This is a genomic window from Microbacterium sp. NPDC006705 (assembly GCF_044903545.1).
In the GTDB taxonomy this organism is placed as follows: Bacteria; Actinomycetota; Actinomycetes; order Actinomycetales; family Microbacteriaceae; genus Microbacterium; species Microbacterium plantarum.
In genome coordinates this window covers 22,336-44,250 of the sequence record NZ_JBJDQQ010000007.1, presented here as the reverse complement: position 1 = coordinate 44,250, position 21,915 = coordinate 22,336, and the positions used below count along the sequence as shown (strand labels likewise).

Annotated in this window: 20 protein-coding genes; 3 read left to right on the top strand and 17 right to left on the bottom strand. The window is 65.9% G+C overall.

Annotation, left to right across the window (positions count from 1 at the left end; translation table 11 throughout):
* Positions 1 to 518 precede the first annotated feature (518 nt).
* Both ACI2K6_RS16625 and ACI2K6_RS16620 read right to left on the bottom strand, forming a co-directional pair.
* Positions 519 to 986: a hypothetical protein gene (locus ACI2K6_RS16625; protein WP_274179312.1), complete on the bottom strand. Its 468-nt coding sequence runs from the start codon at positions 984 to 986 to the stop codon at positions 519 to 521.
* Positions 987 to 1,165: 179 nt separating this feature from the next.
* On the bottom strand, positions 1,166 to 1,309 hold the full coding sequence (locus ACI2K6_RS16620; RefSeq protein ID WP_274179313.1) for a hypothetical protein: 144 nt from the start codon (positions 1,307 to 1,309) through the stop codon (positions 1,166 to 1,168).
* 587 nt (positions 1,310 to 1,896) lie between these two features.
* Between ACI2K6_RS16620 and ACI2K6_RS16615 the strand changes: the two genes are divergently transcribed.
* Positions 1,897 to 2,670 (top strand): hypothetical protein, encoded by a 774-nt coding sequence (locus tag ACI2K6_RS16615; RefSeq protein ID WP_274179314.1) that lies wholly within the window; start codon positions 1,897 to 1,899, stop codon positions 2,668 to 2,670.
* 1,470 nt (positions 2,671 to 4,140) lie between these two features.
* On the opposite strand, the gene ACI2K6_RS16610 is transcribed toward ACI2K6_RS16615, so the two are convergent.
* The 4 genes from ACI2K6_RS16610 to ACI2K6_RS16595 all read right to left on the bottom strand — a co-directional run bounded on the left by ACI2K6_RS16610 (position 4,141) and on the right by ACI2K6_RS16595 (position 7,489).
* Positions 4,141 to 4,350, bottom strand: a complete 210-nt coding sequence (locus ACI2K6_RS16610; protein ID WP_274179315.1) for a hypothetical protein — start codon at positions 4,348 to 4,350, stop codon at positions 4,141 to 4,143.
* Positions 4,351 to 4,578: 228 nt separating this feature from the next.
* Complete coding sequence (locus ACI2K6_RS16605) at positions 4,579 to 4,914, bottom strand: hypothetical protein (protein WP_274179316.1); 336 nt, start codon at positions 4,912 to 4,914, stop codon at positions 4,579 to 4,581.
* 433 nt (positions 4,915 to 5,347) lie between these two features.
* Positions 5,348 to 5,791, bottom strand: coding sequence for a hypothetical protein (locus ACI2K6_RS16600; RefSeq protein ID WP_269268780.1), 444 nt, complete (start codon positions 5,789 to 5,791; stop codon positions 5,348 to 5,350).
* 693 nt (positions 5,792 to 6,484) lie between these two features.
* The gene (locus tag ACI2K6_RS16595) at positions 6,485 to 7,489 is read right to left on the bottom strand and encodes an Abi family protein (protein WP_269268779.1); all 1,005 of its coding nucleotides are present in this window, start codon (positions 7,487 to 7,489) and stop codon (positions 6,485 to 6,487) included.
* Between the two features lie 500 nt (positions 7,490 to 7,989).
* Here ACI2K6_RS16595 and ACI2K6_RS16590 point away from each other — a divergent pair, with 500 nt between their 5' ends.
* On the top strand, positions 7,990 to 8,325 hold the full coding sequence (locus ACI2K6_RS16590; RefSeq protein WP_269268778.1) for a helix-turn-helix transcriptional regulator: 336 nt from the start codon (positions 7,990 to 7,992) through the stop codon (positions 8,323 to 8,325).
* 206 nt (positions 8,326 to 8,531) lie between these two features.
* On the top strand, positions 8,532 to 10,412 hold the full coding sequence (locus ACI2K6_RS16585) for a cation-translocating P-type ATPase (protein WP_269268777.1): 1,881 nt from the start codon (positions 8,532 to 8,534) through the stop codon (positions 10,410 to 10,412).
* A gap of 180 nt (positions 10,413 to 10,592) precedes the next feature.
* Here the strand turns inward: ACI2K6_RS16585 and ACI2K6_RS16580 are convergent, their stop codons facing one another.
* The 11 genes from ACI2K6_RS16580 to ACI2K6_RS16530 form a co-directional block, all read right to left on the bottom strand.
* Positions 10,593 to 11,183 carry a vitamin K epoxide reductase family protein gene (locus tag ACI2K6_RS16580; RefSeq protein ID WP_114587693.1) on the bottom strand — a complete coding sequence of 197 codons (591 nt, stop codon included), beginning with the start codon at positions 11,181 to 11,183 and terminating at the stop codon, positions 10,593 to 10,595.
* A 105-nt stretch (positions 11,184 to 11,288) separates the two neighbouring features.
* Positions 11,289 to 12,227 carry a cation diffusion facilitator family transporter gene (locus ACI2K6_RS16575; protein WP_114587694.1) on the bottom strand — a complete coding sequence of 313 codons (939 nt, stop codon included), beginning with the start codon at positions 12,225 to 12,227 and terminating at the stop codon, positions 11,289 to 11,291.
* The gene (locus ACI2K6_RS16570; protein WP_210006400.1) at positions 12,227 to 12,613 is read right to left on the bottom strand and encodes a helix-turn-helix transcriptional regulator; all 387 of its coding nucleotides are present in this window, start codon (positions 12,611 to 12,613) and stop codon (positions 12,227 to 12,229) included. Before ACI2K6_RS16570 ends, ACI2K6_RS16575 begins: the two co-directional genes overlap by 1 nt.
* A 118-nt stretch (positions 12,614 to 12,731) precedes the next feature.
* Entirely contained in the window at positions 12,732 to 14,711 is a 1,980-nt protein-coding gene (locus tag ACI2K6_RS16565; protein ID WP_282502618.1) for a cytochrome c oxidase assembly protein, read from the bottom strand.
* An 85-nt stretch (positions 14,712 to 14,796) separates the two neighbouring features.
* Positions 14,797 to 15,798, bottom strand: coding sequence for a c-type cytochrome biogenesis protein CcsB (ccsB, locus tag ACI2K6_RS16560; RefSeq protein ID WP_114587696.1), 1,002 nt, complete (start codon positions 15,796 to 15,798; stop codon positions 14,797 to 14,799).
* Between the two features lie 176 nt (positions 15,799 to 15,974).
* Entirely contained in the window at positions 15,975 to 17,633 is a 1,659-nt protein-coding gene (gene lnt / locus ACI2K6_RS16555) for an apolipoprotein N-acyltransferase (RefSeq protein WP_331282663.1), read from the bottom strand.
* A 3-nt stretch (positions 17,634 to 17,636) separates the two neighbouring features.
* Complete coding sequence (locus ACI2K6_RS16550) at positions 17,637 to 18,575, bottom strand: cytochrome c oxidase assembly protein (RefSeq protein ID WP_269268776.1); 939 nt, start codon at positions 18,573 to 18,575, stop codon at positions 17,637 to 17,639.
* Positions 18,572 to 20,251 carry a cytochrome c biogenesis protein ResB gene (locus ACI2K6_RS16545; protein WP_114587697.1) on the bottom strand — a complete coding sequence of 560 codons (1,680 nt, stop codon included), beginning with the start codon at positions 20,249 to 20,251 and terminating at the stop codon, positions 18,572 to 18,574. Before ACI2K6_RS16545 ends, ACI2K6_RS16550 begins: the two co-directional genes overlap by 4 nt.
* The gene (locus ACI2K6_RS16540; protein WP_114587698.1) at positions 20,232 to 21,005 is read right to left on the bottom strand and encodes a cytochrome c biogenesis CcdA family protein; all 774 of its coding nucleotides are present in this window, start codon (positions 21,003 to 21,005) and stop codon (positions 20,232 to 20,234) included. The genes ACI2K6_RS16545 and ACI2K6_RS16540 overlap by 20 nt, the downstream gene beginning before the upstream one ends.
* Positions 21,002 to 21,598: a TlpA disulfide reductase family protein gene (locus ACI2K6_RS16535; protein WP_269268775.1), complete on the bottom strand. Its 597-nt coding sequence runs from the start codon at positions 21,596 to 21,598 to the stop codon at positions 21,002 to 21,004. The genes ACI2K6_RS16540 and ACI2K6_RS16535 overlap by 4 nt, the downstream gene beginning before the upstream one ends.
* A complete protein-coding gene (locus tag ACI2K6_RS16530) occupies positions 21,595 to 21,912 on the bottom strand; it encodes a DUF6804 family protein (protein WP_404568995.1) in 318 nt (105 codons plus the stop codon). The genes ACI2K6_RS16535 and ACI2K6_RS16530 overlap by 4 nt, the downstream gene beginning before the upstream one ends.
* Positions 21,913 to 21,915: the final 3 nt, after the last annotated feature.

Genomic DNA, 21,915 nt, shown 5'->3' with positions numbered 1-21,915 from the left:
GGTGATCATCATCCCCAGCGGCCGGCCGCGACCGTCGCAGACCGCTTAAGACTCACCCAGCCGGGAGCGAAACCTCTTGATCAACACGGCCTAGGGGCCTCGTAGGTCGCCCCCATCGCTTCACGCCCCCGACCCTTCAGCCCGTCTCCAGGGCTCGAGCACCCGATTCGGGACCCGAAACCGTGACCATCTCCCGGCCACGCCCCGCCCACGAAACGCCCACTCGTGACCACGACGTGACCGGGCAGTGGGCGGCGAGGGGCCGACGATCAACGTCAGCGCGCAGGATTCAGCCCTCGGGAGGGCGTATCGAGGCGGTGGTCGTCGCGTGACCAGACGCCGGACACCTTGTGACCACGACGCACCCACCGCCCGGTCGCGACACCCGCGTCGTGTGTAGGTGGGGCGTCGCTGGACCGGGGGCTGACCACGCGCCGGACAGGGCGCGGTCAGTAGACGGCCCGAGCGGGTGGTCGAAGTGCTGTCGCCGTCCACGACGCCGCAACGGCTCGCCTCGGTTACTCGGTCGGAGGCTGTCCTACCCCGCAGGGAGTCAGTCCAAGCAGGTCGACGACAGTGCTTTCGTCGATCTCGAGAACCTGCACATCGAGCACCGTCCCGCCCGAGTGGTCCAGAGCGACAGCGGGTGACTTGATGTTCACCGTCTCTGCGACCACGAAGTCCTCGCCCAAGCGCCCGGGAAGCGCATCGACGAACGCTTCTCCGTCGAATCCGGGTTCTGGCGTGACTCCCCACTGGATGGTCGCGTAATAGGTGCCGTCGCCGCAGTCTCGGTAGGACGGGTTAGGGGTGTCCACTGTTACAACCCCACCGGGAACCTGGTTCGCAATCTGTTGTAAGAGCGCCTCAGTCTCCGCCTGTGCCTCTTCGAGCGTCGGTCGCTCCGCCATCGCACATCCCACTGTCGTCAAACCCGTCAAAGTAAGAACAGCGACACCCGCAACGGCCCCTCGACGCTTCTGCACGAAGATCATCCTGCCGGAGGGCGCGCGATGCAACAGCGTCGGCCGACCTCGCGGAAAGAGGCAGCCCCCGGTCGCAGCGGATGCTGCGCCGAGGGCGGATCGAGAGGCGGCCGGGAAGCCAGCGCGAAAGAAGAAACCCCCGCCACCCGAAGGTGACGAGAGTTCTTCCGTGGGGATCCTCAGTAGCCGCGATCGGCGGCATCCATGAGTGCCCGGGCCAGGAGCCAGGGGTCGGATGCGTACAGCCCGGAGTCGGGCGAGCCGTTGAGCTCGACGATGACGGGGCGCTGCCGGTTCGCATCGATGGCGACGTCGATCACCACGGTGCCCGCCCTGCTCCTTTGCTACTCGGCGGGGCCGAGCTCGAGCGGGCTCTCCGGGCTAAGTGAGTGACCCCTGCGCCCGCGAGCGGTGCACGGTGAGTCCTCCGGGCGCGCGACTTTGAGCTTCGGCCGTCCGACTACGCGCAAGTCTCTGCGCCTCGCGGCGATAAGCGCGTGTACGGCGACTCACCTCGGCTGCGTCAGATCGCCACGCAAGACCGGGGGGCACTTTCATAGCCCTGCCCGCACCGAACACGGGGAATAGGCGTCGAGTGCCCCCACCCCTGCGACCCAATCGATACCGAGCCGTGATCAATGCGGATTCTGCTCGTTGTTGAGCTCAATCGGCAACTTGCAGGGCATGAGCACCGCAGAACTGGTGAATCAACGAGACGTCGAGGCGGTACGACTGGACCTGGCGCCCTTACCGCGACTTCCGCGGCGACCGCACGGCGCCATAACTCGGAGTAGCAATGACACTTACGCCAACGCCCACGTTCACACCCGCTCAGCTACGCAGCTTGGCCCTCCTAGAGCCTCTAAGAGAAGCGCAGGCGTACGTTCAATCTCATCCTGACGGCCCGCTCATGCCGACACCGACGCCCGAACAGCAAGCACTCGAAGGAAGCATCCTGAAAGCGTTGCGGTACCTCCTCCTTATCGATCAGCCCGAGTACCCAAGTGAGGACCGCATGGTTCCACTCGCGATCAAGGCCGGGCGGAATTACCTCACCCTCACCGTTGGCCAACGCCAACTGGCCAGCGAACTGTGTGCGCTCCTACCAGCCTGGAACGTAGACGAGGGGCTCGCCGTAGGCATCCCGTTTCTTCGCGCTCGTGAGAATGCTGATCGCACTGGGGTCAGCCTGTTTCGGCTCGGTGTCGATGCGGAGGTGACCTTTGTTGGCGTCTCGATGTCAGCGCTCGAGACGGAACGCGAGACCTACATGCGTTACGGCAATCTCGTAGGCTTCCTCCCCGGAGACCCGGTGCTCGGCCGCGAATTCGACGTCCAGCTCCGAGATAAGGCGGAGTTCATCGCGCTCAGCGCGGTGGTACGCAGACTTGGCCTCTTTCTTTCAGCCGACCCCTTCGTGATCGAGACATGGACGACCCCCGGCATACTGCACGTGGAGCTGACTGTCCCCTCACACGAGCCCATGCCGCTCGTAATGCTCCTCGAGCATCTCCAATCGCCGCACTTTGCGCCGCGGTTCAAGCTCACCGGAGAACTCGGCCACCACCACCTCCTCAGTATCGAAGGCTCGACAGTGAAAGTGAATGTGCGGACCCTCCCTAGATTGGCCAAGCCAGAACGGACTACCCCTGACCGAGCTCACGCCGGCCCAGCCGACGATTGAAGCGGCGGATCCTCGCGCTTCCCGGCACTCGGGCGGCGGTCCCGGGTATCAGCAACCCGTTCGCGGCCTTCCTCTCGGCGCCCGGCGGGCTGCGGTGAGTGGGCATGTCGAGTCGCCGGTCTGAGGTCGGCGGAGGTGAGAGCCGCTTCCCACCGTTCATGACCCGCGGCTAGTGGACGGCATCGCGGCGACGGGCTAGCCTGGAGGCATCATGATCAGCCCGTCGCCGCAAGGCGCGGGCTGATTTTCTGTATGCGGTCGCACCCTGGGGCTCCGAGAATGCTCCTATCCGAGGTCACGGCACATGCGCGGCCACACGGCCTCACCCCGGAGGTGCCACCGAGGGGGCCTCACCGCTGAAGGGCGCCTCCGAATGACTGCCCCCAGCACCATCAGCCGGCCCGAAAGCCCCCCGATCGACCTCACGCCGGAGAGGTCGCGACTGCCGGACCCGCGGCCACCGGTGTAACTTGCTGCTCCAACGCATCGGTGGCCGCGGCCCGTCTGGCGCGAGTGCTTCGCCGCGTCGTCTCACCTGACCCGTCCCCGCAGGGCATCGCACGGCGAGCAGTTCGGATCACCCCGAGGACGACTGTCGCTGAGCGGCACCGACGCTTCCCCGAACTGCACGCGGTGCAAGCCGATGAGTCGGTTAGCGCCGCCTTGCAGCCGCTTTCGGGAGGGCTCGAGCGGTGACCCGCTCACGTGTACCGTTTTTTTCGGTACACGCATGAGCGCTCGGCGCGGGGAGAAACGGCCGGTCAGAGGGTGGTTCCTGGTCGGCGGTGCGCAGCCGCCTGATCCATGTACCACTTTGTGTACCGGCGATTTTCGCGGCGAATTAGCCGCTGACCGGCCGTTTTGGCGAAATGTACCGTTTGTACCACTGCTGAGCGGAAACTCTCACACGTGTGCGCATGCGCGTGTGCGTATAGGAGTTCACGTGGAAAAACGGTACAAACGGTACATTTACTGATCTCTTGAAGAAAAAATAGCTCCTGATCGGGACATACTCCCTGAGCGAGCGGCACCCGGGTGTACCGTTTCGTGTTTCAAAAACGGTACACCTGCTACCCGATAACTAGGCTGACCTGGCATTTTCGTGTACCAGCGATTGCGAGCAGAAACGGTACATCGGGCACAGCGGGAGCCCCGCGGAGGGTCAGCCGCCCCTGATCCCGCGAGCTTACTCACCTGAGCTAGGGCGGTCGACCCACGGGATCTCAACGCTGTAGCCGCAGTAGCCGCACTCGAACGCTCCGTCCGCTGTGCGCATAACCGTGCCGCACAGGTCGCAGCTCGGCTGCTCCCCGCCCTCGAGCTCGTCGTGCGGCATCACGGCGTCAGCCTAGATCGATCGCGGCCTCCGAGTCCCGACCTGGAAGGATCTTCACCATGATCAAGCCGGCACCAGCCACGCCGACGCGGCGACGCGCAGGCTAGGCGCTTCCGAGCGCAACCGGCTACCTTCTACGGTCGCCGCCGCACGACGAGGATCGCACCATAGATCAGGATCGCGACGAATGTCACGACCAGGATCGGCCCGTAGAGCCACACCGGAACGCCCAGCCTTCCGACCCGCTCGTCCCCTTCGACGAACATAATCGTCGCCAGAGCGCCAACCGCACCCACACCACCGAGCGCGACGAAGAACCACCCGGCTCGCGGCCGACGACTCATGGCTCAACCGATCGTGCGACCCAGTGCGACATGACTCCATCATGCTTGGCCCCTCGCCGATCCGTGGAGGAGCGTGCGGCCATAGGCGCCGCTCGCTGCTCAGCCCCATCTCACTTCAAGGGGTCTGTACTTGACCCGCGATATTCGCAGTTATCCGCACTATCTGGACGCATGCGCTCGGAGGTGGGGCGAGGCGTCAGCGCACGTTCACGCTCGCGCAGCGCCGGATCACTCGTCGATGTCGCCGGCGATGAAGGCCGCGACAGCACGCGCTACCGCGTCGTGACGATCCTCACGGATCGCGGTGATCGGAGTCGCCTCATTCAGCAGGGGGTTGCCTCCGATGAACCACTGGCGGGCAACCTGTTCACCATCGGCCGCGGCGAGTAGCGCCCATTGGCAGTGAGTGAACTGCAGTCGGTTCGCGAACTGATCTCGAGGCACGGGGCCATCCGGTTTGGCCCAGCGACTCGGGAGCCCGCGATCATTCGAGCCGAACAGAGCGGCCACGAGCGTCGAGCCGAGCGCAGCGTCCAGCTCCCTAACGATGTCGTGGATGTCCATCCCGGTGGTGCGTCCGTGTTGAGCGGACGCTGGCGATGCCGTCACGAAATCAGCGTACGCTCGTTGCCCGGGGGCGGCTAGGCTTCGATCTTAGATGCTACCGATAATCTACGTTATGTCAGCCGTTGGCCATACGAGACTCCACACACCGAGCTAATACATCGCCACCGAGGCTGCGAGGGCGCGAACCTCAGCGCCCTTGGCGCGGTGATCGCGCCCACGAAGAGGTGAAGCGTCCGCCTCAGAAGCCTCACAGACCGCCGGGTGGCCCAGAATCGTCCACTCCACATAGACACCTGTAGCATGATGCCAAAAGGGGCCGGTCGCCCGGCCCCTTTCCCTCTCACAGGCCCCGTCAGCAGGCTTACCTGGCTGCTTCCCGGGGTGGCATCCTCTCACCAGCGACCTACGATGTCGCGGGAGTGAGAGGAAGTTACGTGGTCACCGACTCATCCTCGGTGGCCACGTTTGCTTTATCGGCTGCCGCCTTCGCGCGGCCCCGAGGACTCGACACCTTGTTGCCAGGCTTGCTGATGTCAACAACCAGCAGGCCGTCCTCGACTTCCGGGGTCCATCGGTACGCCTGCGACGTATCAAGGCCGATGAACTGAGTGAACAGAGTCCCGGCGACGAGCCACGGTCCCTTCTCGGAGTGACTGCCCTGCGCTCGAAGCGGGTACGCGTTCTGGTTCGTCAACTTTGCGGGCCGCAAGGCGATTGCTCTACGGTCGGGATCCCACAGAAGTTCCACCCCTTCCGGAGCACCGAGCGCGTCGTACGCGGCCTTGTTGACGGAGATCAAACCGCGCTTTTGGATCGTGACTGACGGCACAGTTGAGACAGGGGCGCTGCCCTTCTCGTAAACCTGAAAGCCCATTGACTCCCCTTCCGCTGCTGTCACTCCGAACACTACCGCATCGATGGAGAAGTTTGCCAACAACTTTCACCGGCGTGTCGACAGGTTGAGTTGGCGGCTCGGGTCAAGGACAGATGCCGCCCGTCAGCACGCTTTGAGGATCGGAGGAATCGTTTGGAAGCGGTTGCGGGACCTGGTGGTTGACCTCGGAAGTCAATGGCATGCATGAGTTGATCGGCGACAGCCTGAAGGCCGTTGTGACGCGCATGTCGCTCCGACATAACAGATGCTGTCGCAACTTCTCAAACACGCCAGAAGCAAACCAGCGGACGGTGGGCGATGCGACCAACCTCTGGTCACGTACTCAAGGCTCTAGATGGATGCTTCGATCTCTACCGCGGTGCGCATGGTACATACACTCAAGGATCTACAGGTTGGTGCAACCGCGCGATCCGAAAACTCTAGCGAGAGTCTCGAGCCAGCCCTTGAAGCAGCTGACCGCAGAGTCTGGGCCGAACCCGGAGGCCGTACGTCAACGCGCGACGAGCAGGCCTCGCGCGTGAAGCGCAAAGCGTGCGGGAGCCCCGGTCGAGGATGACTCCGGACCTCCCAGCCGCGGGCTACGGGAAGAGCAGCTTGAGGCTGTTCAGGGTGAACGAGCCAGAGCTCAAGGCCGCATGGTCTCATGGCGAGGCTCCCGCGACAGGATTTTGTTCAATCGCCGGGGGAAGCTTGCGACCACAACTCGTGTCGATCCCAGCCCTCGCCGAACCCCATGCTGTCTATCCCGAGGAACGGAACGCTGGGGAACCCACCGACGATGTTGCGCAGACGATTAACCCACTCTGAGTACCCCGAGATGCTACGGAGCAGGTAGGCCATGACCGCGAGAGCGTTATATAGGCCAAAGTCCTGCTTGGGGGCATGGTCGTCCCGGAGGTGCACGAGGAGCGGGATCGACGCGCCCCTGGGGCGCGTCGGCGCGTCGACCAGCTTACGGTTGAACAAGCGAGCCTGGTGGGCAGCGACGTTCCGCACATAGTTCGTACTGGCGATCCAGCTCGTCAGGATCTTCTTGCTGGGGACGGCATAGTGCATGGCGATCTCGGTAGCGACATCGTTCTGAAGGCCCTTGTACAGATTGGCAAGGTGCCCGAGCTCGAGGATCTCCGTCAGCGCCCAGATCGGCATCTGGTCGTCGTACTTCGTTCGGAAGTGCTCAACGAAAGCCTCTTTTGAGCTAGCGCGGCGTTCATCGATGCGCTCTAGCCACTTCGAATGCTTGCTCGTGGTCTCGCCAGTCATGTCATCGACGTACGGCTCCACGAATGCAGGAGTGAAGGTGCGCGGTTCGAGGTGAGCAAACGCGGATCGTCGGCCAAGGATGTAACCCACCTGAGTGCGTAGAGATACCTCGATGCGCTCAACCGCCTCAAGGACATGCAGGCGGAGCTTTCGGTCAAAGGCGATGAGTTCAGCAGCATGTTCGAGACGCGTTCCCGGACGGTAGCTGTTCAGCACTCGGATACTCGAGCGTCCGTCGTCTTCGGCGATGGGCTCAGACTGGCGTGCCGGGTAGAGGTACCCGGTGAGCCTGTAGTAACCGACTTCCTCGAGAAGGTGTGCGGCCTCCGCTGTGTCGTCGACCGTAAGCCCTCTCCCCCGTAACTGAGCAATCTGCTGCTCGATCGACAGCCACGGCTTCGCGTACGCGACCACATCTCTCCTAAAAGAAAATCAGCCCGAGCCGTGAGGCGAGCGGGCTGATCGTGATGGTTCTAGGGTAGCAGATTCGTGAGGTCAGCAGGTTCGTGACCTTCGCTGGCAGTCGACCGGTCGCAGTCGGTGACCATGACTGGGCTGTGCGACGGTGCTGCAGGTGATCGAGGCACGCCAACCGCTGGGGGCGGTCGATGACCCGGCTCGATCGGCCGTGGTCGACGAGGACACGCTCGCAGCCGGCGGCCGGAGTTCCGCCGCCTGGGCGTCCGGGTTCTGCTCCCGCTTCGAGACTCGGGCGTAGCCGACTTCATGTGCCATGCCGAAAACGGTACTGCCGAGGTTCCGGCGCGATTCGGTTTCGGCAGGGGGTTTCGGCGGATCGATCCTCGGCGTGTCGCGCGCCTGCTCGTCGACGTCGACGAGCCCGCCGGAAACGATCGTTTTCGGCAGCCTGGTAGATCTATGTTACTGGTCAGCGTTCGCTGTATATTCATCTGGTGCTGACTGTTGCTTCTCGTCTCGATGTGATGAACCGTCTGGGTCGCGCGATGGCGGATCCTTCTCGCTCGCGGATCCTTTTGGCGCTCTTGGACGCGCCCGGCTACCCAGCGGAACTCTCGCGTGACCTCGATCTGACGCGTTCAAATGTCTCCAACCATCTGACGTGTCTGCGGGGGTGCGGTTTGGTTGTTGCGACGCCGGAAGGGCGTCGTACGCGATACGAGATCGCAGACCCGCATCTCACCGTGGGCCTGCGGCACATGCTGGAAGCGGTCGTCGCGGTCGATAAGGGCGTTCCGTGCACCGATGAGAAGTGTGAGTGCTGCGCATGAGTGAAGAGTGCTGTGGCCCGGACGAGCCCCGCAAGACCCGCACCATTCAGCGCATCGAGCTGACACGTCCCCGTGCTGCGGGAGGCGCGTGCTGTGCTCCCGAGCCGGTACACAACACCGTCCCGACCCAGGCTCACGAGGAAGGCGACGCGTGCTGCGGTCCGGCCCTGCCTTCGAAGGGCAGCAGGGGTGACGATGAGCACGAGGTGCGTCCGCCGTGGTGGCGCGATGTCGCCCTGCTCCCCTCCGTACTCTCCGGACTATTCCTGATTGCTGGCTACGCGCTCGAGTGGGCGGGTATCGAGCTCCTCGCCCTCGTGCTGCAATGGGCTGCTCTGCTGGCCGGAGCCTATACGTTCGTCCCCGGTGCGTTCCGCCGGCTGATCCGGGGACGGCTTGGTGTCGGGCTGCTGATGACCATCGCCGCGATCGGTGCGGTACTCCTCGGCCACGTTGGTGAGGCTGCGACTTTGGCGTTCCTGTTCTCGCTGGCGGAAGCTCTCGAGGACCGGGCGATGGATCAGGCGAAAGAGGGTTTGCGTGCGCTGCTGTCCCTGATTCCCGAGACCGTGCGTGTCTCGCGTCTCGCTGGCGACACGACGATCCCGGCCGCGGACGTCCGTGAACTCGACATCCTCGTCGTCGGGGCGGGTGAGCGTGTCGCGACCGATGGTGTTGTCGTCGAAGGCCGATCGAGCCTGGACACCTCCGCGATCACGGGAGAGTCCATCCCCGTCGACGTGTGCCCCGGCACTGCGGTCGCGGCCGGCTCGGTGAATGGTGCATCAACGCTGCGGATCGAGGCGACCGCGGATGGGCGCGACAACTCGCTCACCCAGATCGTGTCCCTCGTCGAGCAAGCCCACGCCCGCAAGGGCGACCGCGCACGGCTCGCCGACCGGATCGCCCGCCCCCTGGTCCCCGTAGTGCTGATCGCCGCGGCCCTCGTTGCCGTGTTCGGGTTCATCGTGGGAGATCCGGCGACCTGGATCGAGCGTGCACTCGTCGTCCTGGTCGCCGCATCTCCCTGCGCTCTCGCGATCGCCGTGCCGGTCACGGTGATCAGCGCTATCGGCTCCGCGTCCAAGTTCGGCGTCGTGATCAAGTCCGGGGAGGCGTTTGAGCAGCTCGGCACCATCCGTGCGGTCGCGCTAGACAAGACCGGAACCCTCACCCGCAACGAGCCGGCCGTCGTCGACGTGCGCCCCGCAGCCGGCATTTCACGGGCCGAGCTGCTGACCTGGGCGGGAGCAGTCGAAGCGACAAGCAGCCACCCGCTTGCCGCCGCGATCACCGCGGCCGCACCCGGTGCAGCTGCGGCCGCGGACGTGGTCGAAGACGCCGGCCACGGAATCACCGGCCGCGTCGACGGCACCCTGGTCCGCGTCGGGAACGCGCGGTGGCTCGCCCCCGGTGCACTCAGCTCGGCCGCTGATGAGATGGGCGAAGACGGCATGACAGTGGTCGTCGTTGAAGCGGGCGGCAAGATTGCCGGACTCATCGGCATCCGTGACGAACTGCGCCCGGAATCCGCAGAGACCGTGCGACTGCTGCAGGATGCCGGTATCGGGATCACGATGCTCACCGGGGACAACGAACGCACCGCTCGCGCGATCGCCGCACAGGCGGGCATCGCCGACGTCCGCGCAGAGCAGCTCCCCGCAGACAAGGCCGCCGTCATCGAACAACTCGCAACCGCGCGCCCGACGGCCATGGTCGGTGACGGCATCAACGACGCCCCAGCCCTTGCCACCGCCACTGTCGGGATCGCCATGGGACTGAAAGGGTCGGCTGCTGCGATCGAGTCCGCCGACGTCGCCTTCACCGGGAACGATCTCCGCTTGATCCCCGGCGCCCTCGCCCACGCCCGTCGCGGCCGCCGAATCATGACCGCGAACATCGTGCTCGCCCTCGCGATCATCGTCGTCCTCTTCCCACTCGCGCTCTTCGGTGCGCTCGGGCTGGCCGGCGTGGTCCTCGTGCACGAGATCGCAGAGGTGTTTGTGATTCTCAACGGCGTGCGTGCCGCGCAACGCCCTGCCGCTCTGCGCGCCCGCGCCGCAACGCCCGAACCCGCCCGCGTCTGACCCCCCTCGGCGACAACCACGTCACCGATCTGGAGCCTCCATGAGGACGAACACGACAATGAGCACGAGCACCACAACCACTGAGCCGTGAAGACACCTGCGCCGCGGTCCCGGCCCAGCAAGGTTGTTCCGAGGACATGTGCCGGCTGTCGACAAAGCCGAGTGGACCAAAGCCCCGGCTCAAAGAAGAGTAGCTAGAACGTCCAGACGGACCTGCGCGACGGCAGCGATAGTCATATACGCCACGATGGTGATCAGTGTTAACCATGGCCAGAGTCGCTGTCCGAGCCGTGCCGTTCGAGCACCGAAGATGCCGGTCCGGGCGTTCCTACCCGTGGTGAAAACAAATAGCGGAATGGTGATGACCCAAACGACCATGCACCACGGGCAGAGAGTGCCAAGCACATAGATGCTCTGGCCGATCAGCCAGAGCACGAATGCGAAGGCGCCTGCGACACCGATATTGAACACGGCCCAGTACCAGCGGGCGAGGTTGGGTGCCGCCCAGAGGGTTACACCAGCACAAAGCACGAGTGAGAATCCGATCAACCCCAGGAAGGGATTGGGGAAGCCAAGAACAGCACCTTGCGCGCTATCTAGGTTTGCAGAACACTGCACCAGAACGGACAGGTCGCAGCCCACGCTCGCGTTCGGGTTCTGCAGCTTCTCGAGCTTCTCTATGGAGAGCGCGAGTGAAGCGGTAAGGCCGATGACGCCGACGCTCGCCAGAAATCCAGCGAACAACGGCTCGCGTACAGGTTGTGTGGTCATTCGAAGCTCCGCGTGAACGAGCGCCGCTGAAACGCGGCTGTACTGCTACCTCTGATCATCGCGTTGAGGTAGTTGAGGTCGGGTGATGTTGCCGCTTTAGCGCCGTCACGCATGAGTGACAGAGGCTTGTTCTTCTTCCTGGATGTGATCCGTTTCGATCTGGAAGGTGGAATGCAGCACGGACACTTCGAAGTGCTCGGCGACGCACTTCTTCACGTCGAGCAGTACGTTTGCGGCATGACCGTCAGTGAAGCATTGGTCTTCGACTACCACGTGCGCGCTGATGGTGGGAAGCCCCGTCGCGACGGTCGAAGCGTGCAAGTCATGGATGTCCTTGACGTGATCGAGTTCAAGAATGTGCGCGCGGACGTCGTCCAGGTCTAGGCCGGGAGGGGTGAACTCCATCAGCACACTCGTGGTTTCCCGGAGAAGTTTGAATGCCCGGGGAACGATGAGTGCCGCAATCAGCAGCCCGGCGATCGCATCGGCTTGAAGAAAACCGGTGGTAGCGATAACGATCGCCGCCACGATCACGCCAAGCGATCCGAGAGCGTCGTTAAGAACTTCAAGGAACGCGGCTCGCATGTTGAAGTTCACGCCGCGGCTTGAAGAGAGCAGGACGATCGCGATGATGTTTGCCGTGAGACCGATGATGCCGAAAATTAGCAGCTCGGCGGCAGGGACCTCCGGTGGTTCAAACAGACGTCGAACGCCTTCGACGGCCGTATAGGTTCCGACGACCAGCAGCAGGGCTGCTTGTCCGAGCGCGGCGATGACCTCAATGCGCCGAAAGCCCCAGGTGCGTTTGGCGTTGGCCGGACGCAGCATGAGGGTCGCGGCGATGAGGGCGACCAATAGCCCGGATGCGTCAGTGATCGCATGCGCAGTGTCGGTGAGAAGCGCGAGGCTGCCGGTGACCACGGATCCGACTGCCTGGGCCGCGACAATGACTGCGGTGATACCGAAAGCGATCCACAGCTTCCTGCGGTGATCGCCGGGCTGGCCGGCTTCCGGGGCGGGGCCGTGAGTGTGTCCAGCGCCCATTACCGGAGCTCCGTTCTCTCGCTGTGTAGGTGGTGCGGTTGACGCAGGTGTGCGTGCAGTTCGGCGTGGGTCCCTGTGGCGCTCAGCAGGGTCTGAGCCGCGTTGATCAGCGCGGCCGTCGCATTCGGCTCCGTCAGGGCGTACCAGGATGACCGCCCCTCTGGGCGGACGGTGATCAGGCGACACTCGAGCAGGAAGCCCAGATGCTTGCTCACGGTGGACTGTGCCAGGCCGACGTGCTCAACCAAGTCACGCACCCGATGCTCACCGGAAGCAAGGTGCTGCAGCACGGCGAGCCGAGTGGGGTCCCCCAGCGCATCGAACAAATGCGCATACACGCTGGTAGCACCTTCGTCCAATATCACCTCGTCCATATTCATCGTCATGCGGCGATGATATCGCCTATAGGGGTCACTCGCCTCTGAATCACGAAACCGGGAAGGGTTATCGTTTCGCTACGGGACGTTCCCGCCGTCTGGAAAAGGCACGGTCGTGCGGCCGCGGTCACCTGCGCGTGCGAGCGTCGCGCTCGGCGAGCTGTTGCAAATGCGCGTTGTACTGCTGCAGTTCCGTCTCCCCCATGCGGTCCGCGTGGCGGTCGCGGCGCTTCGTCTCGCGGTCGTCGCTACGGCTCCACTGGATCGCGACCGTGATCGCGAGGATGAGGGTAGGGATCTCTCCGATCGACCAGGCGATCCCCCCGCCGGTGTACTGGTCCTCGAGCGGGCTCGCGCCCCAGGTGCGGCCCATCGCACCGAACCACTCAGCGACGATGAGTCCCGACTGCATCATGATCGCGATGCCGAAGAACGCGTGCATTGCCATGATGCCGATCAGCAGCAGCAGCCGGCCTGCATACGGCAGTCGGTACGGCACCGGGTCCACGCCTACCAGTGACAGCACGAAGAGATACCCGGTGATAAGGAAGTGCGCGATCATCCACTGATGCCCGAGGTGGTCGTAGAGCGACCAGCGGAACAGGTCGGTGTAGTAGAACACCCACAACGACCCGATGAACAGCCCCGCGGCGACGAACGGGTTGGTGAGGATCCGGGCGACTGGGGAGTGCGCAGCCCAGAGGATCCATTCGCGGCCACCGCGTGTGCCGTCGTCGCGCTTGCGAATCGCGCGGGCCGCGAGGGTGACTGGGGCCCCGGCGACCAACAGCACCGGGATCGCCATCGTGAGCAGCATGTGCCCGACCATGTGCATGCTGAACAGGTAGTCCTGGTAGACGTTGACGACGCCGCCAGTGACCCACACCAGCAGGCCCATTCCAGCGACCCACATGATCGTGCGATATGGCGGCCACGCATCGCCACGGCGGCGCAGCCGCCGCACCCCGGCGAGGTAGAAGAACACGGCGAAGCCGGCGATGACCGCCCAGAGCAGGTCGATGTTCCACGCGGTGAACCACCGGTCGACGGTGAGCTCGGAGGGCAGCGGGGCGCCAGTGAGTCGTTCCGCTGGGGACGGATTTGCCGGAAGCGGTGTGGGGTTTGGTGGGGGCGTGCGTGCGAGCGCAGCCGCGGCGCCGCTGGCCATGCCCATCACCGCCACCTCGAACACGATGAGCGTCCAGAAGGACCGGCTGCCACGGTCAGAGTCACGCATCGTTCCGACCAGGCGGGCGCGATACCAGACCCCGAAGAAACCGAGTGCGACCAGCGCAATCACTTTCACGGCGAGGATCACACCGTAGGGCGACATCATCGCGGTCCACTCCCGCAGGCCGATCGCGGCGCGCACGGTGCCGGACACAGCCACGAGCACGAACGCGGCCAGCGCGATGCTCGAATAGCGGGCCACGACATCGGCGAGGCGGACCCGTGTGAGCACAGGACGAACCATGACGAGCAGCAGCAACCCTCCGAGCCACACCGCGGCGCCGATGACGTGCAGGATGAGCGCTGTCATTGCCTCATGGTGGAACGCATCGTCGCCGGAGTGCCCCTGCGTGCCCATCGGCACCAGAGCGGCGACCGCGAAAACGGTTACGAGGAGGGTGCCCGGCCAGGACCGCACCGCGAACGTCAACACGGTCAGCGAGGCGCCGGCGACCGTAGTGATGAGCCAGGTGCGGCCCACCTCGGTCTCAACGAGGAACCGGCCGATCTGCGCGCCGAACACCGGTCCGGCGTCCAGCGCGGGGTTGAACACATTGACGAAGGTGAGGAACCCCGTCGCTCCGGAGGCCACGGTGAACACGGCGGCAGCGATCGAGGCAGTGTCTAGGGCGACGTCGATCTCCCGCTCCCCGGCCCGCAGAGTGAACAGGGCCGTCACGAGCACACCGACCATGCCTGCCGCGGCGAGGTTCACAATTAGTTTCGCGACCGGCAGGCCCCACCGCACGACGGGGCCAGCATCGCCCAGCTGAAGCCCTGCCGCGCCCCCGCCGAACGCCAACCCCGCAATTAGTGCGACCAGCGCGGTCACGGCCAGGACCGTGGGGCCCGCAGCGCGGAGGGCGCGCGGACTCAACCCGAGGACGATCACGTCCTGGTCGGTGGTACGGGTGGCTGTCGGGGTCACGGCGGGCTTTCGGCTCTTGCGGGGTGGACGGGGGTCAGCTCAGGCCGGAGTAGGCGTGGAGTCCCTTGAAGAACATGTTGACGATGGTGAAGTTGAACAGCACCGTGACGAACCCGATTATGGACAGCCAGGCCGAACGGGTGCCGCGCCAGCCCCGGGTCGCGCGAGCGTGGATATACCCGGCGTAGAGCACCCAGATCACAAAGGTCCACACCTCCTTGGTGTCGAACCCCCAATAGCGTCCCCAGGAATCGTTTGCCCAGATCGCGCCGGCGATCAGCGTGAAGGTCCAGAACACGAATCCGACGATCACGAACCGATACGCGAGGGACTCAAGTACCTCCGCAGTGGGCAGAGTCGCCAGGAACCGGGGGCCGGCCGCACGTGCGTCCTCTCGGGACGCCACAGTGGTGCGGCGCTCCCGGCGGGCCTGCAGCAACTGGGTGACGGCGAGGCCGCAGGCAATCGCGAACAGCGCGGTGGCCAGCGACGCGACGAACACGTGGATGACCAGCCAGACACTCTTGAGCGGATCCATCAACGGGACGACCTCGACGTAGAACGTGATCGTCGCCCCGCCCAGCAGCAGCACCACCATGCCGATCAGGAATGCGCCCAAGAAGCGGAGGTCATAGCGGCGCAGGACGACGAGATAAACGGCGACGATCAGGACCGTGCCGGTCAACGCGAACTCGTACATGTTCGCCCACGGCACGCGTTGTGCGGAAACTCCCCGCAGGATGGTGCCGGCCAGGTGGAACAGGAACGCGAGAACCGTCAGCACCGTCCCAATCCGCGCCCACAGCAAGCGTGACCGCTGGGACGGCGGAACCCGGATATCCCCCGGCGGGACGGGCACAGGTTCCCCCACCTCGGAGTCCGCGGCCACGCCGACCAGCGCAGGCGCTCTGGCGGGGACGGAGCGTTGGGCGAGGTCGATGGTGTATGCGATGAACGCGAGCAGGTAGGTGGCGATCGCCGTCCACACCAGCAGCAGCGAGATACCGTCGAGGGAGAGCGGGTCGGGTCCGGTCATGGCGGGGGTTTCCTCTTCATCATCAGGGGCGGTCCGGTCGTGTGGAGGGTCAGCCTGCGTTCACTTGCAACTAGACCAGCAAGTCCACGGCGGTGCCGTCGATGTACACCTCGAAGGGCTGATTGCAGCCGAGCGCATTGCCGGTGTTGCTTGGCTGCCGATCAGGCCGCCCCGGTCTATGTCGCATCCCGATCTCCGATCGCTCGGGCGGCCTGTGGGCCGCGTCGCTGCTTCGGCCGCCGGTCGCTGTGGTCCGCCGTGCCACGCAGACGGCCCCGGTGTAGGAGGCCAAGCGCGCCCAGAGCGACAATTACCGAGACAGGGAGCGTCCCGGTGACCCACGGGCCCACCACGACGGCCGGGGTGAGCCCGCTGCGCAGCGGAACGGTGGTGACCCGGTTGGCGGCGATGTCCACGCCGATGCTGTCGATGGTGGCGCCGTCTGGTGCGATGACCTGACTGGTGCCGACTGTGGAGACATTGACCACGGTGCGGCCGGTCTCGATAGCCCGCATCCGCGCGAAGGCGAGCTGCTGAATGTTCTCGTCGGTGCCGCGGAAGTCGGCGTTGTTGGTCTGGAACACATACAGCTGCGCGCCGGCGCGGGCGCTGTCCCAAATCACGGTGTCGTAGATCACGTCGAAGCAGATCGCCAGCCCCACCCCGACGTTCCCGACCTTCATCAAGGGCGGGTTAGTGCCGGGGGTGTATTCGCGTTGGATGAGGCCGACAAGGTCGGGGGCAAGGAGCTCGTAGAACCACCGGTCGGGCACGTACTCGCCGAACGGGACCGGGTTGACCTTGTCGTGCCATTGCCGGTCCGCGGGATCCGCGGACCACAGCAGCGAGGTGTTGAACACGTCCGCGCCTCGTGTGGTGGCGGCGTTCACGAGCAGCGGCGCACCCGCGTCTCGCACCAGCCGGTCCAGCACCGCGGCGGTGGCGGAAGCTGTGAGGGGATCGGAGTCGACGGAGCCCTCGGGCCACACAATGAGGTCCATCGGCTGCCCCATCAGCGGCTCGGTGGTGGTGGTCTGCGCGGCGAGCATGTCGCCGGGGAGGCGGTCGTCGAAGTAGCCGGCGGGGCCGTTACCCTGCACCCATCCGACGGTGAACGTGCCGGCATCCGTAGTGGGGAACTGCGGAACCGCGACGAGGAGCAGCACACCAGCCGCGGTCGAGAAGGCACCGCGCGGAAAGCGAATGCCGCCTGCGCGGAGCCACTGCAGGAGCGCGGCACAAACGGCCGCGAGGAAGAAGGATAGCCCGGTGACACCAGTCCATGACGCAAGTTGCGGCAGGGGCCCCTCGACTTGGGTCATGCCCAGCCGCGCCCAAGGGAATCCCGAGTACGGCCATGCCCCCATCCCGACCTCGCGAGTCGCCCAGAGCCCGGCGACCAGCAGCGGAATCCCGACCAGCTGCCCTGGCCCTCGGGCGCGGAACCGCGCGGTCCACCGGTAGGCGAGGGTGATCGGGATAGCCCCGAGTCCGAACAGCACCGCTTCCAGGCCTGCCAGCGCAATCCATGGCACCGGGCCAAGGAACTCGCCCACCCAGACCAGGTGGGTGAAGTAGAACACGACTCCGAACATCGTGCCCACCAGCAGCGCGCCGCCGATGCTGCGGCCCATCAGGGTGGCAAGGGCGAGGACGACGCTGACGAAAGCGAGCGGCCACCACCCCAGCGGCGGCGACGCGAGATCCAACGCAAGCCCGGCGGCCGCGGCGACCGGCGTCGCCGCCCACAACGGCAGCAGCGGCCTCGAGTTGGGGTTGTCCATCGACGGACGTGCCGGGGCGGCGACAGTGAGGAGGGGCGTGGTGGGGGACATCCGTCAGGTGTCTTTCTGGCGGAGGGTGGCGAGGTAGGTGTTGTAGGCGTCCAACTCGGGGTCGCCGTGGGTGTCGGCGTACCGGGCGGCGGCGGCGTCTCGGGCAGTGTCGTCGCGGAACCACCGGTGCATGACGAACATCAGCATCAGTAGGGTGGGGGCCTCGCCGTAGGACCAGGCGAGCCCGCCCGCGACCCGCTGGTCTTCGATCGGGTCAATCCCCAGCGCCAGCGTAGGCGCGGCGAAGTGGTCCACGAGCAGGCTGGTGGCCATCATCAGGAACACGCCGAAGAACGCGTGTAGCGCGGCTTCGGCGAACACGTCGAGAGCGCGGCCGCCGTGGCTGAGCCGGACCGGCAGCGGGTCGGCGGAGAGCACCGGGATGGTGAACAGGATCCCCGCTACCAGGAACGCGATCTCGAGGGTGATGTGCCCTTGGGGGGTGGCGAGGATGCGGTCGGCGAAGTCGGCGAGGTAGAGCCCGTAGAACGCAAGCAGATACAGCGGCAGCGCTACCCAGGGGCTCAGTGCCCACCGCGCGGCCCGGCTGCGCAGGCCGGCGTGGGCTGCGCGGAGGACGAACCGGCCGGCGCCGTGGTGCGGAGCGGCGCGCAGCAGCAGGGTGCCGGGGGAACCGAGTACGAGCAGCGGCGGGATCGCCATCATCAGGGAGAGTTGCTGGAACATGAACACCGACAGCAGCGCATACCCGTACGCTTCGACTCCGAGCCCGGTGACCGCCGCCAGGAGGAGGCACCCCAGCAGGAAACTGACGGTGCGCCACACGGGCCAGCGACGCCCCCGCGTCCACAGCCGGATCGCGCCGATCAGGTACCCGGCGGCCAGGAGCGCGGCGAGAGTGGGTAGGACCGGGAACGGCAGCGGCACGGGTGTCAGGAACCCGAGCAGGGTCGGCGGAGTGTCAGGAATCCACTCGTTCACCGCTCCCCCTCCGCGGTCTCGACCGCGTAGGCGGTCGCGTGCTGCGCGGCGAAGTCGGTGACGGCTCGGGAGAGGGCAGGATCCTCACCGCGGGCAAGTCCGGCGTACTCGACCTGCACACCCTCCGTGCTGAGCCGGGCCTTCACCCAGAGCCGGCGGCGCGGCACGAACAGGCCGGCAAACAGCCCGAGGGTGGCGAGGATCGAGAACGCGAGCACCCAGCCGCTGCTGGGGTCGCGCTGGATCTGCAGCGACGCGAACCGCTTCACCGGATCGGTGTCGCCTGCGATCTCCCACGTGACCGTTCCCCATCCATTCGGCAGGTCCACCGTGTCGCCGAGGGTCAGTTCCAGGGAGTCGAGGCCGGTGTCGCCGCCGGTGTGCTGGGTGAGCCCGTTGACATCGAGCGTGTACACCGACCGGGGTGTGCCGTCGTCGATGCCGAGGTCCCCGCTGAACACGTTGAAGGTGATCACTGGGTTAATGACGTCGGGGTAGATCGAGGTGAACGCCCCGGAGGGCAGCACCCCTTGGGTGGGGTAGAAGAACCCGACCAGGCCGAGCTGCTCGGGCAGCCCGTCCGGGATCTTGATGATCCCCAGCGAGGTCATGTTGGAGTCCTGCGGCAGAAACGGCTGCGACTCGCTGAACACCACCTCCCCCGCCGCGTCACGGACGGTGAGGGTGGGGGCATACCCGTTGCCGAGCAGATAGATGCGGTCGCCTTGGACGGTGATCGGATAATTCACCACCACGCTCTGCGCCTGGTCGTCTTGTCCGGGCTGGCGGATCGTGACATCGGCGGCGAAGTCGCCGGCCTGCCCCGCGCCGGGGGTGCCGGGCAGTCGGTAGGAGACCTGGAAGTCATCGAGGGTGAGTGAGTAGGGGGCAAGGCCCGTGCCGTCGATGAATCGGCCGGGGTTGAATGAGGAGTAGTCGCTGAGCGCGTTGACGAACGTGGTGCCCTCCACCACGACTCGCTGCCCGGTGTATGCGAACGACCCGCCGACCGCGACGGAGACGAGCACACCGACCAGGGCGACGTGGAAGAGCAGGTTGCCGGTCTCGCGGAGGTAGCCGCGTTCGGCCGACACCGACACCCAGCCGCGGCCGTCGTACCGCTGCACCCGGTAGCCGGCCCGGCGCAGCTGCCGCTGAGCCACCCCGATCGCCTGTTCGACAGGGTCGGAAGCCTGGCCAGCGGGAAGGGTCGCCTCCTGGTAGTCGGAGAGGCGGGACAGGCGGGCGGGGGTACGCGGGGGCTGGGAGCGGAGCGCCTTGTAGTGGTGGCGGGCGCGGGGGATGACGCAGCCGATGAGGGAGGTGAACAGCAGGAGGTAGATCGCGGAGAACCACGGCGACAGGTACACGTCGAACAGGCCGACCGCGTCCGCGAGGGCGAAGACGTCAGGGTTGTCGCGTTCCCACTGGATTACACCGTTGGGGTCGGCGCTGCGCTGCGGGAACAGCGAGCCAGGGACGGCGGCGATCGCGAGGAACAGCAGCAGGACGATGGCGGTGCGCATGCTGGTCAGTTGCCGCCACGCCCACCGCAGCCACCCCGCCAGACCGAGCGCGGGCTGGATGATCTTGGGGCCGTCGGAGTCCGCGTGGTCTCCGGGACGAAGCGGGTCGATCGGGTTCTCCCTGGTGGTGTCAGAGCGGGAGGGGGACATTGATCACCACCTGTTGCAGGGCGGACATCAGCGCCGTCCATAACCCGGTCACCATGAGGAGTCCGAGGAGGACGAGCAGGCTGCCGCCGATGATGTTCAGGGCGCGGATGTGGCGGCGGAGAAACCCGACCGTGCGGGACGCCCACCCCCAGCCGAGGGCGAGCAGCAGGAACGGGATGCCTAATCCGAGCGAGTACGCCAGGCCGAGCAGCCCGGCGCGGGCGGGGTCGCCGAGGTTCCACGACATCGACAGGATCGCCGCAAGCGTGGGGCCGATGCAGGGGGTCCAGCCGACGCCGAGCGCGAACCCGAGCAGGGGCGCGCCGATCAGGCCGGCGCGACCCCGGATGCGGGGGCGGAGGGTGCGCTGGGAGATACCGAAGAACCCGATGAACACCAACCCGAGCAGGATGATCACGATCCCGAAGATGCGAGTGAGGATGTTCGCGTACTGCAGCAGCAGAAACCCGAACGTGCCGCCGAGGATCGTGACGGTGACGAACACCACCGTGAACCCGCCGATGAACAACGCCACCCCCACCAGCAGCCGCCTCCGCTCCCCCGCCGTGGTGCTCGCTCCAGCGGCCGACGTCGATGTGGGGCTGTGGGCGCTGGCGGCGCCGCCAAGGTAGCCAAGGTAGCCGGGAACCAGCGGCAGCACACACGGGGAGACGAACGAGACCAGCCCGGCGAGCACGGCGAGAGGGAGCGCCACCCATAGCGCGCCGTCCACGACCACCGAACCGGGGTTCATGAGGACTCCGCCAGGGCGTCGTCAACGAGAGTGGACAGGATGGACGCGCTGGCCAGCTGCCCGATGACCCGTGCCGCAACCCGCCCGTCCCGGTCGAGCACGAGGGTGGTGGGGGTGGCTTGGATGGGGGTGACCTGCGCGAACGCAAGCTTGACGCGCCCGTCGTTGACGTCGATCACACTCGGGTAGGTGACGTTGTTGTCCCGCGCGAACGACAGGGCGGTGGCGGGCTGGTCGTAGGTGTTCACGCCCAGGAACGCGACGCCCTGATCCTGGTACTCCTGCCACACTTCCTCGAGCAGGGGCGCCTCGACGATGCATGGTCCGCACGCGGCGTACCAGAAGTTCACCACCAGCACCCCGCCCCGGTAGTCGTCGCTGGACACCGTCTCCCCGGTCTCGGTGACGCCCTCGAACACCACCCGCTCACCCCGGTCGGCGGTCGGGATCTCGACGACCTGGAAATCGCCGGCGATGTAGCCCTTCTCGTTCCCGTCCCGGTACTGCTCGGCCAGGGTGTCGTTGCTGGTGCAGCCGGTGAGCGCGACGGCTGTCAGCAGCAGCGCAGCGATGAACGGCGTGGGGCGTCTCATGCGCGTCTGACCTTGATCATCGCCCCGGCGACCAGGAACACGATCGCGGCGACCGGTTGCGCGGCGGTCCAGACCGGCCCGTTGAACGGGAACGGGAATACCGGGTTCCACAGCACCGCGATCGACGCGAATACCGGCGCCCACCACCACTGCCGCGCCTGGATCGCGAACCAGCCGACAATGACAGCGAGGATCGCTGCCACGAACAGCGGCACCAGGTACCAGTCACCGCCCTGCAGCAGCGGTGCGAGGAATAGCACCGCTGCTGCGAGCAGGCTTGGTGCGAGAGCGTTGCGCTGGTACAGGGACGGCATCCG

What these genes read in the sequence shown, in the direction of transcription:
- ACI2K6_RS16615 (WP_274179314.1), top strand. Translation starts at nt 1,897, where the DNA reads ATGCCGACACCGACGCCCGAACAGCAAGCACTCGAAGGAAGCATCCTG.
- ACI2K6_RS16610 (WP_274179315.1), bottom strand. Translation starts at nt 4,350, where the DNA reads ATGAGTCGTCGGCCGCGAGCCGGGTGGTTCTTCGTCGCGCTCGGTGGT.
- ACI2K6_RS16605 (WP_274179316.1), bottom strand. Translation starts at nt 4,914, where the DNA reads ATGGACATCCACGACATCGTTAGGGAGCTGGACGCTGCGCTCGGCTCG.
- ACI2K6_RS16600 (WP_269268780.1), bottom strand. Translation starts at nt 5,791, where the DNA reads ATGGGCTTTCAGGTTTACGAGAAGGGCAGCGCCCCTGTCTCAACTGTG.
- ACI2K6_RS16580 (WP_114587693.1), bottom strand. Translation starts at nt 11,183, where the DNA reads ATGACCACACAACCTGTACGCGAGCCGTTGTTCGCTGGATTTCTGGCG.
- ACI2K6_RS16575 (WP_114587694.1), bottom strand. Translation starts at nt 12,227, where the DNA reads ATGGGCGCTGGACACACTCACGGCCCCGCCCCGGAAGCCGGCCAGCCC.
- ACI2K6_RS16570 (WP_210006400.1), bottom strand. Translation starts at nt 12,613, where the DNA reads ATGACGATGAATATGGACGAGGTGATATTGGACGAAGGTGCTACCAGC.
- ccsB (WP_114587696.1), bottom strand. Translation starts at nt 15,798, where the DNA reads ATGACCGGACCCGACCCGCTCTCCCTCGACGGTATCTCGCTGCTGCTG.
- lnt (WP_331282663.1), bottom strand. Translation starts at nt 17,633, where the DNA reads ATGTCCCCCACCACGCCCCTCCTCACTGTCGCCGCCCCGGCACGTCCG.
- ACI2K6_RS16545 (WP_114587697.1), bottom strand. Translation starts at nt 20,251, where the DNA reads ATGTCCCCCTCCCGCTCTGACACCACCAGGGAGAACCCGATCGACCCG.
- ACI2K6_RS16540 (WP_114587698.1), bottom strand. Translation starts at nt 21,005, where the DNA reads ATGAACCCCGGTTCGGTGGTCGTGGACGGCGCGCTATGGGTGGCGCTC.
- ACI2K6_RS16535 (WP_269268775.1), bottom strand. Translation starts at nt 21,598, where the DNA reads ATGAGACGCCCCACGCCGTTCATCGCTGCGCTGCTGCTGACAGCCGTC.
- ACI2K6_RS16530 (WP_404568995.1), bottom strand. Translation starts at nt 21,912, where the DNA reads ATGCCGTCCCTGTACCAGCGCAACGCTCTCGCACCAAGCCTGCTCGCA.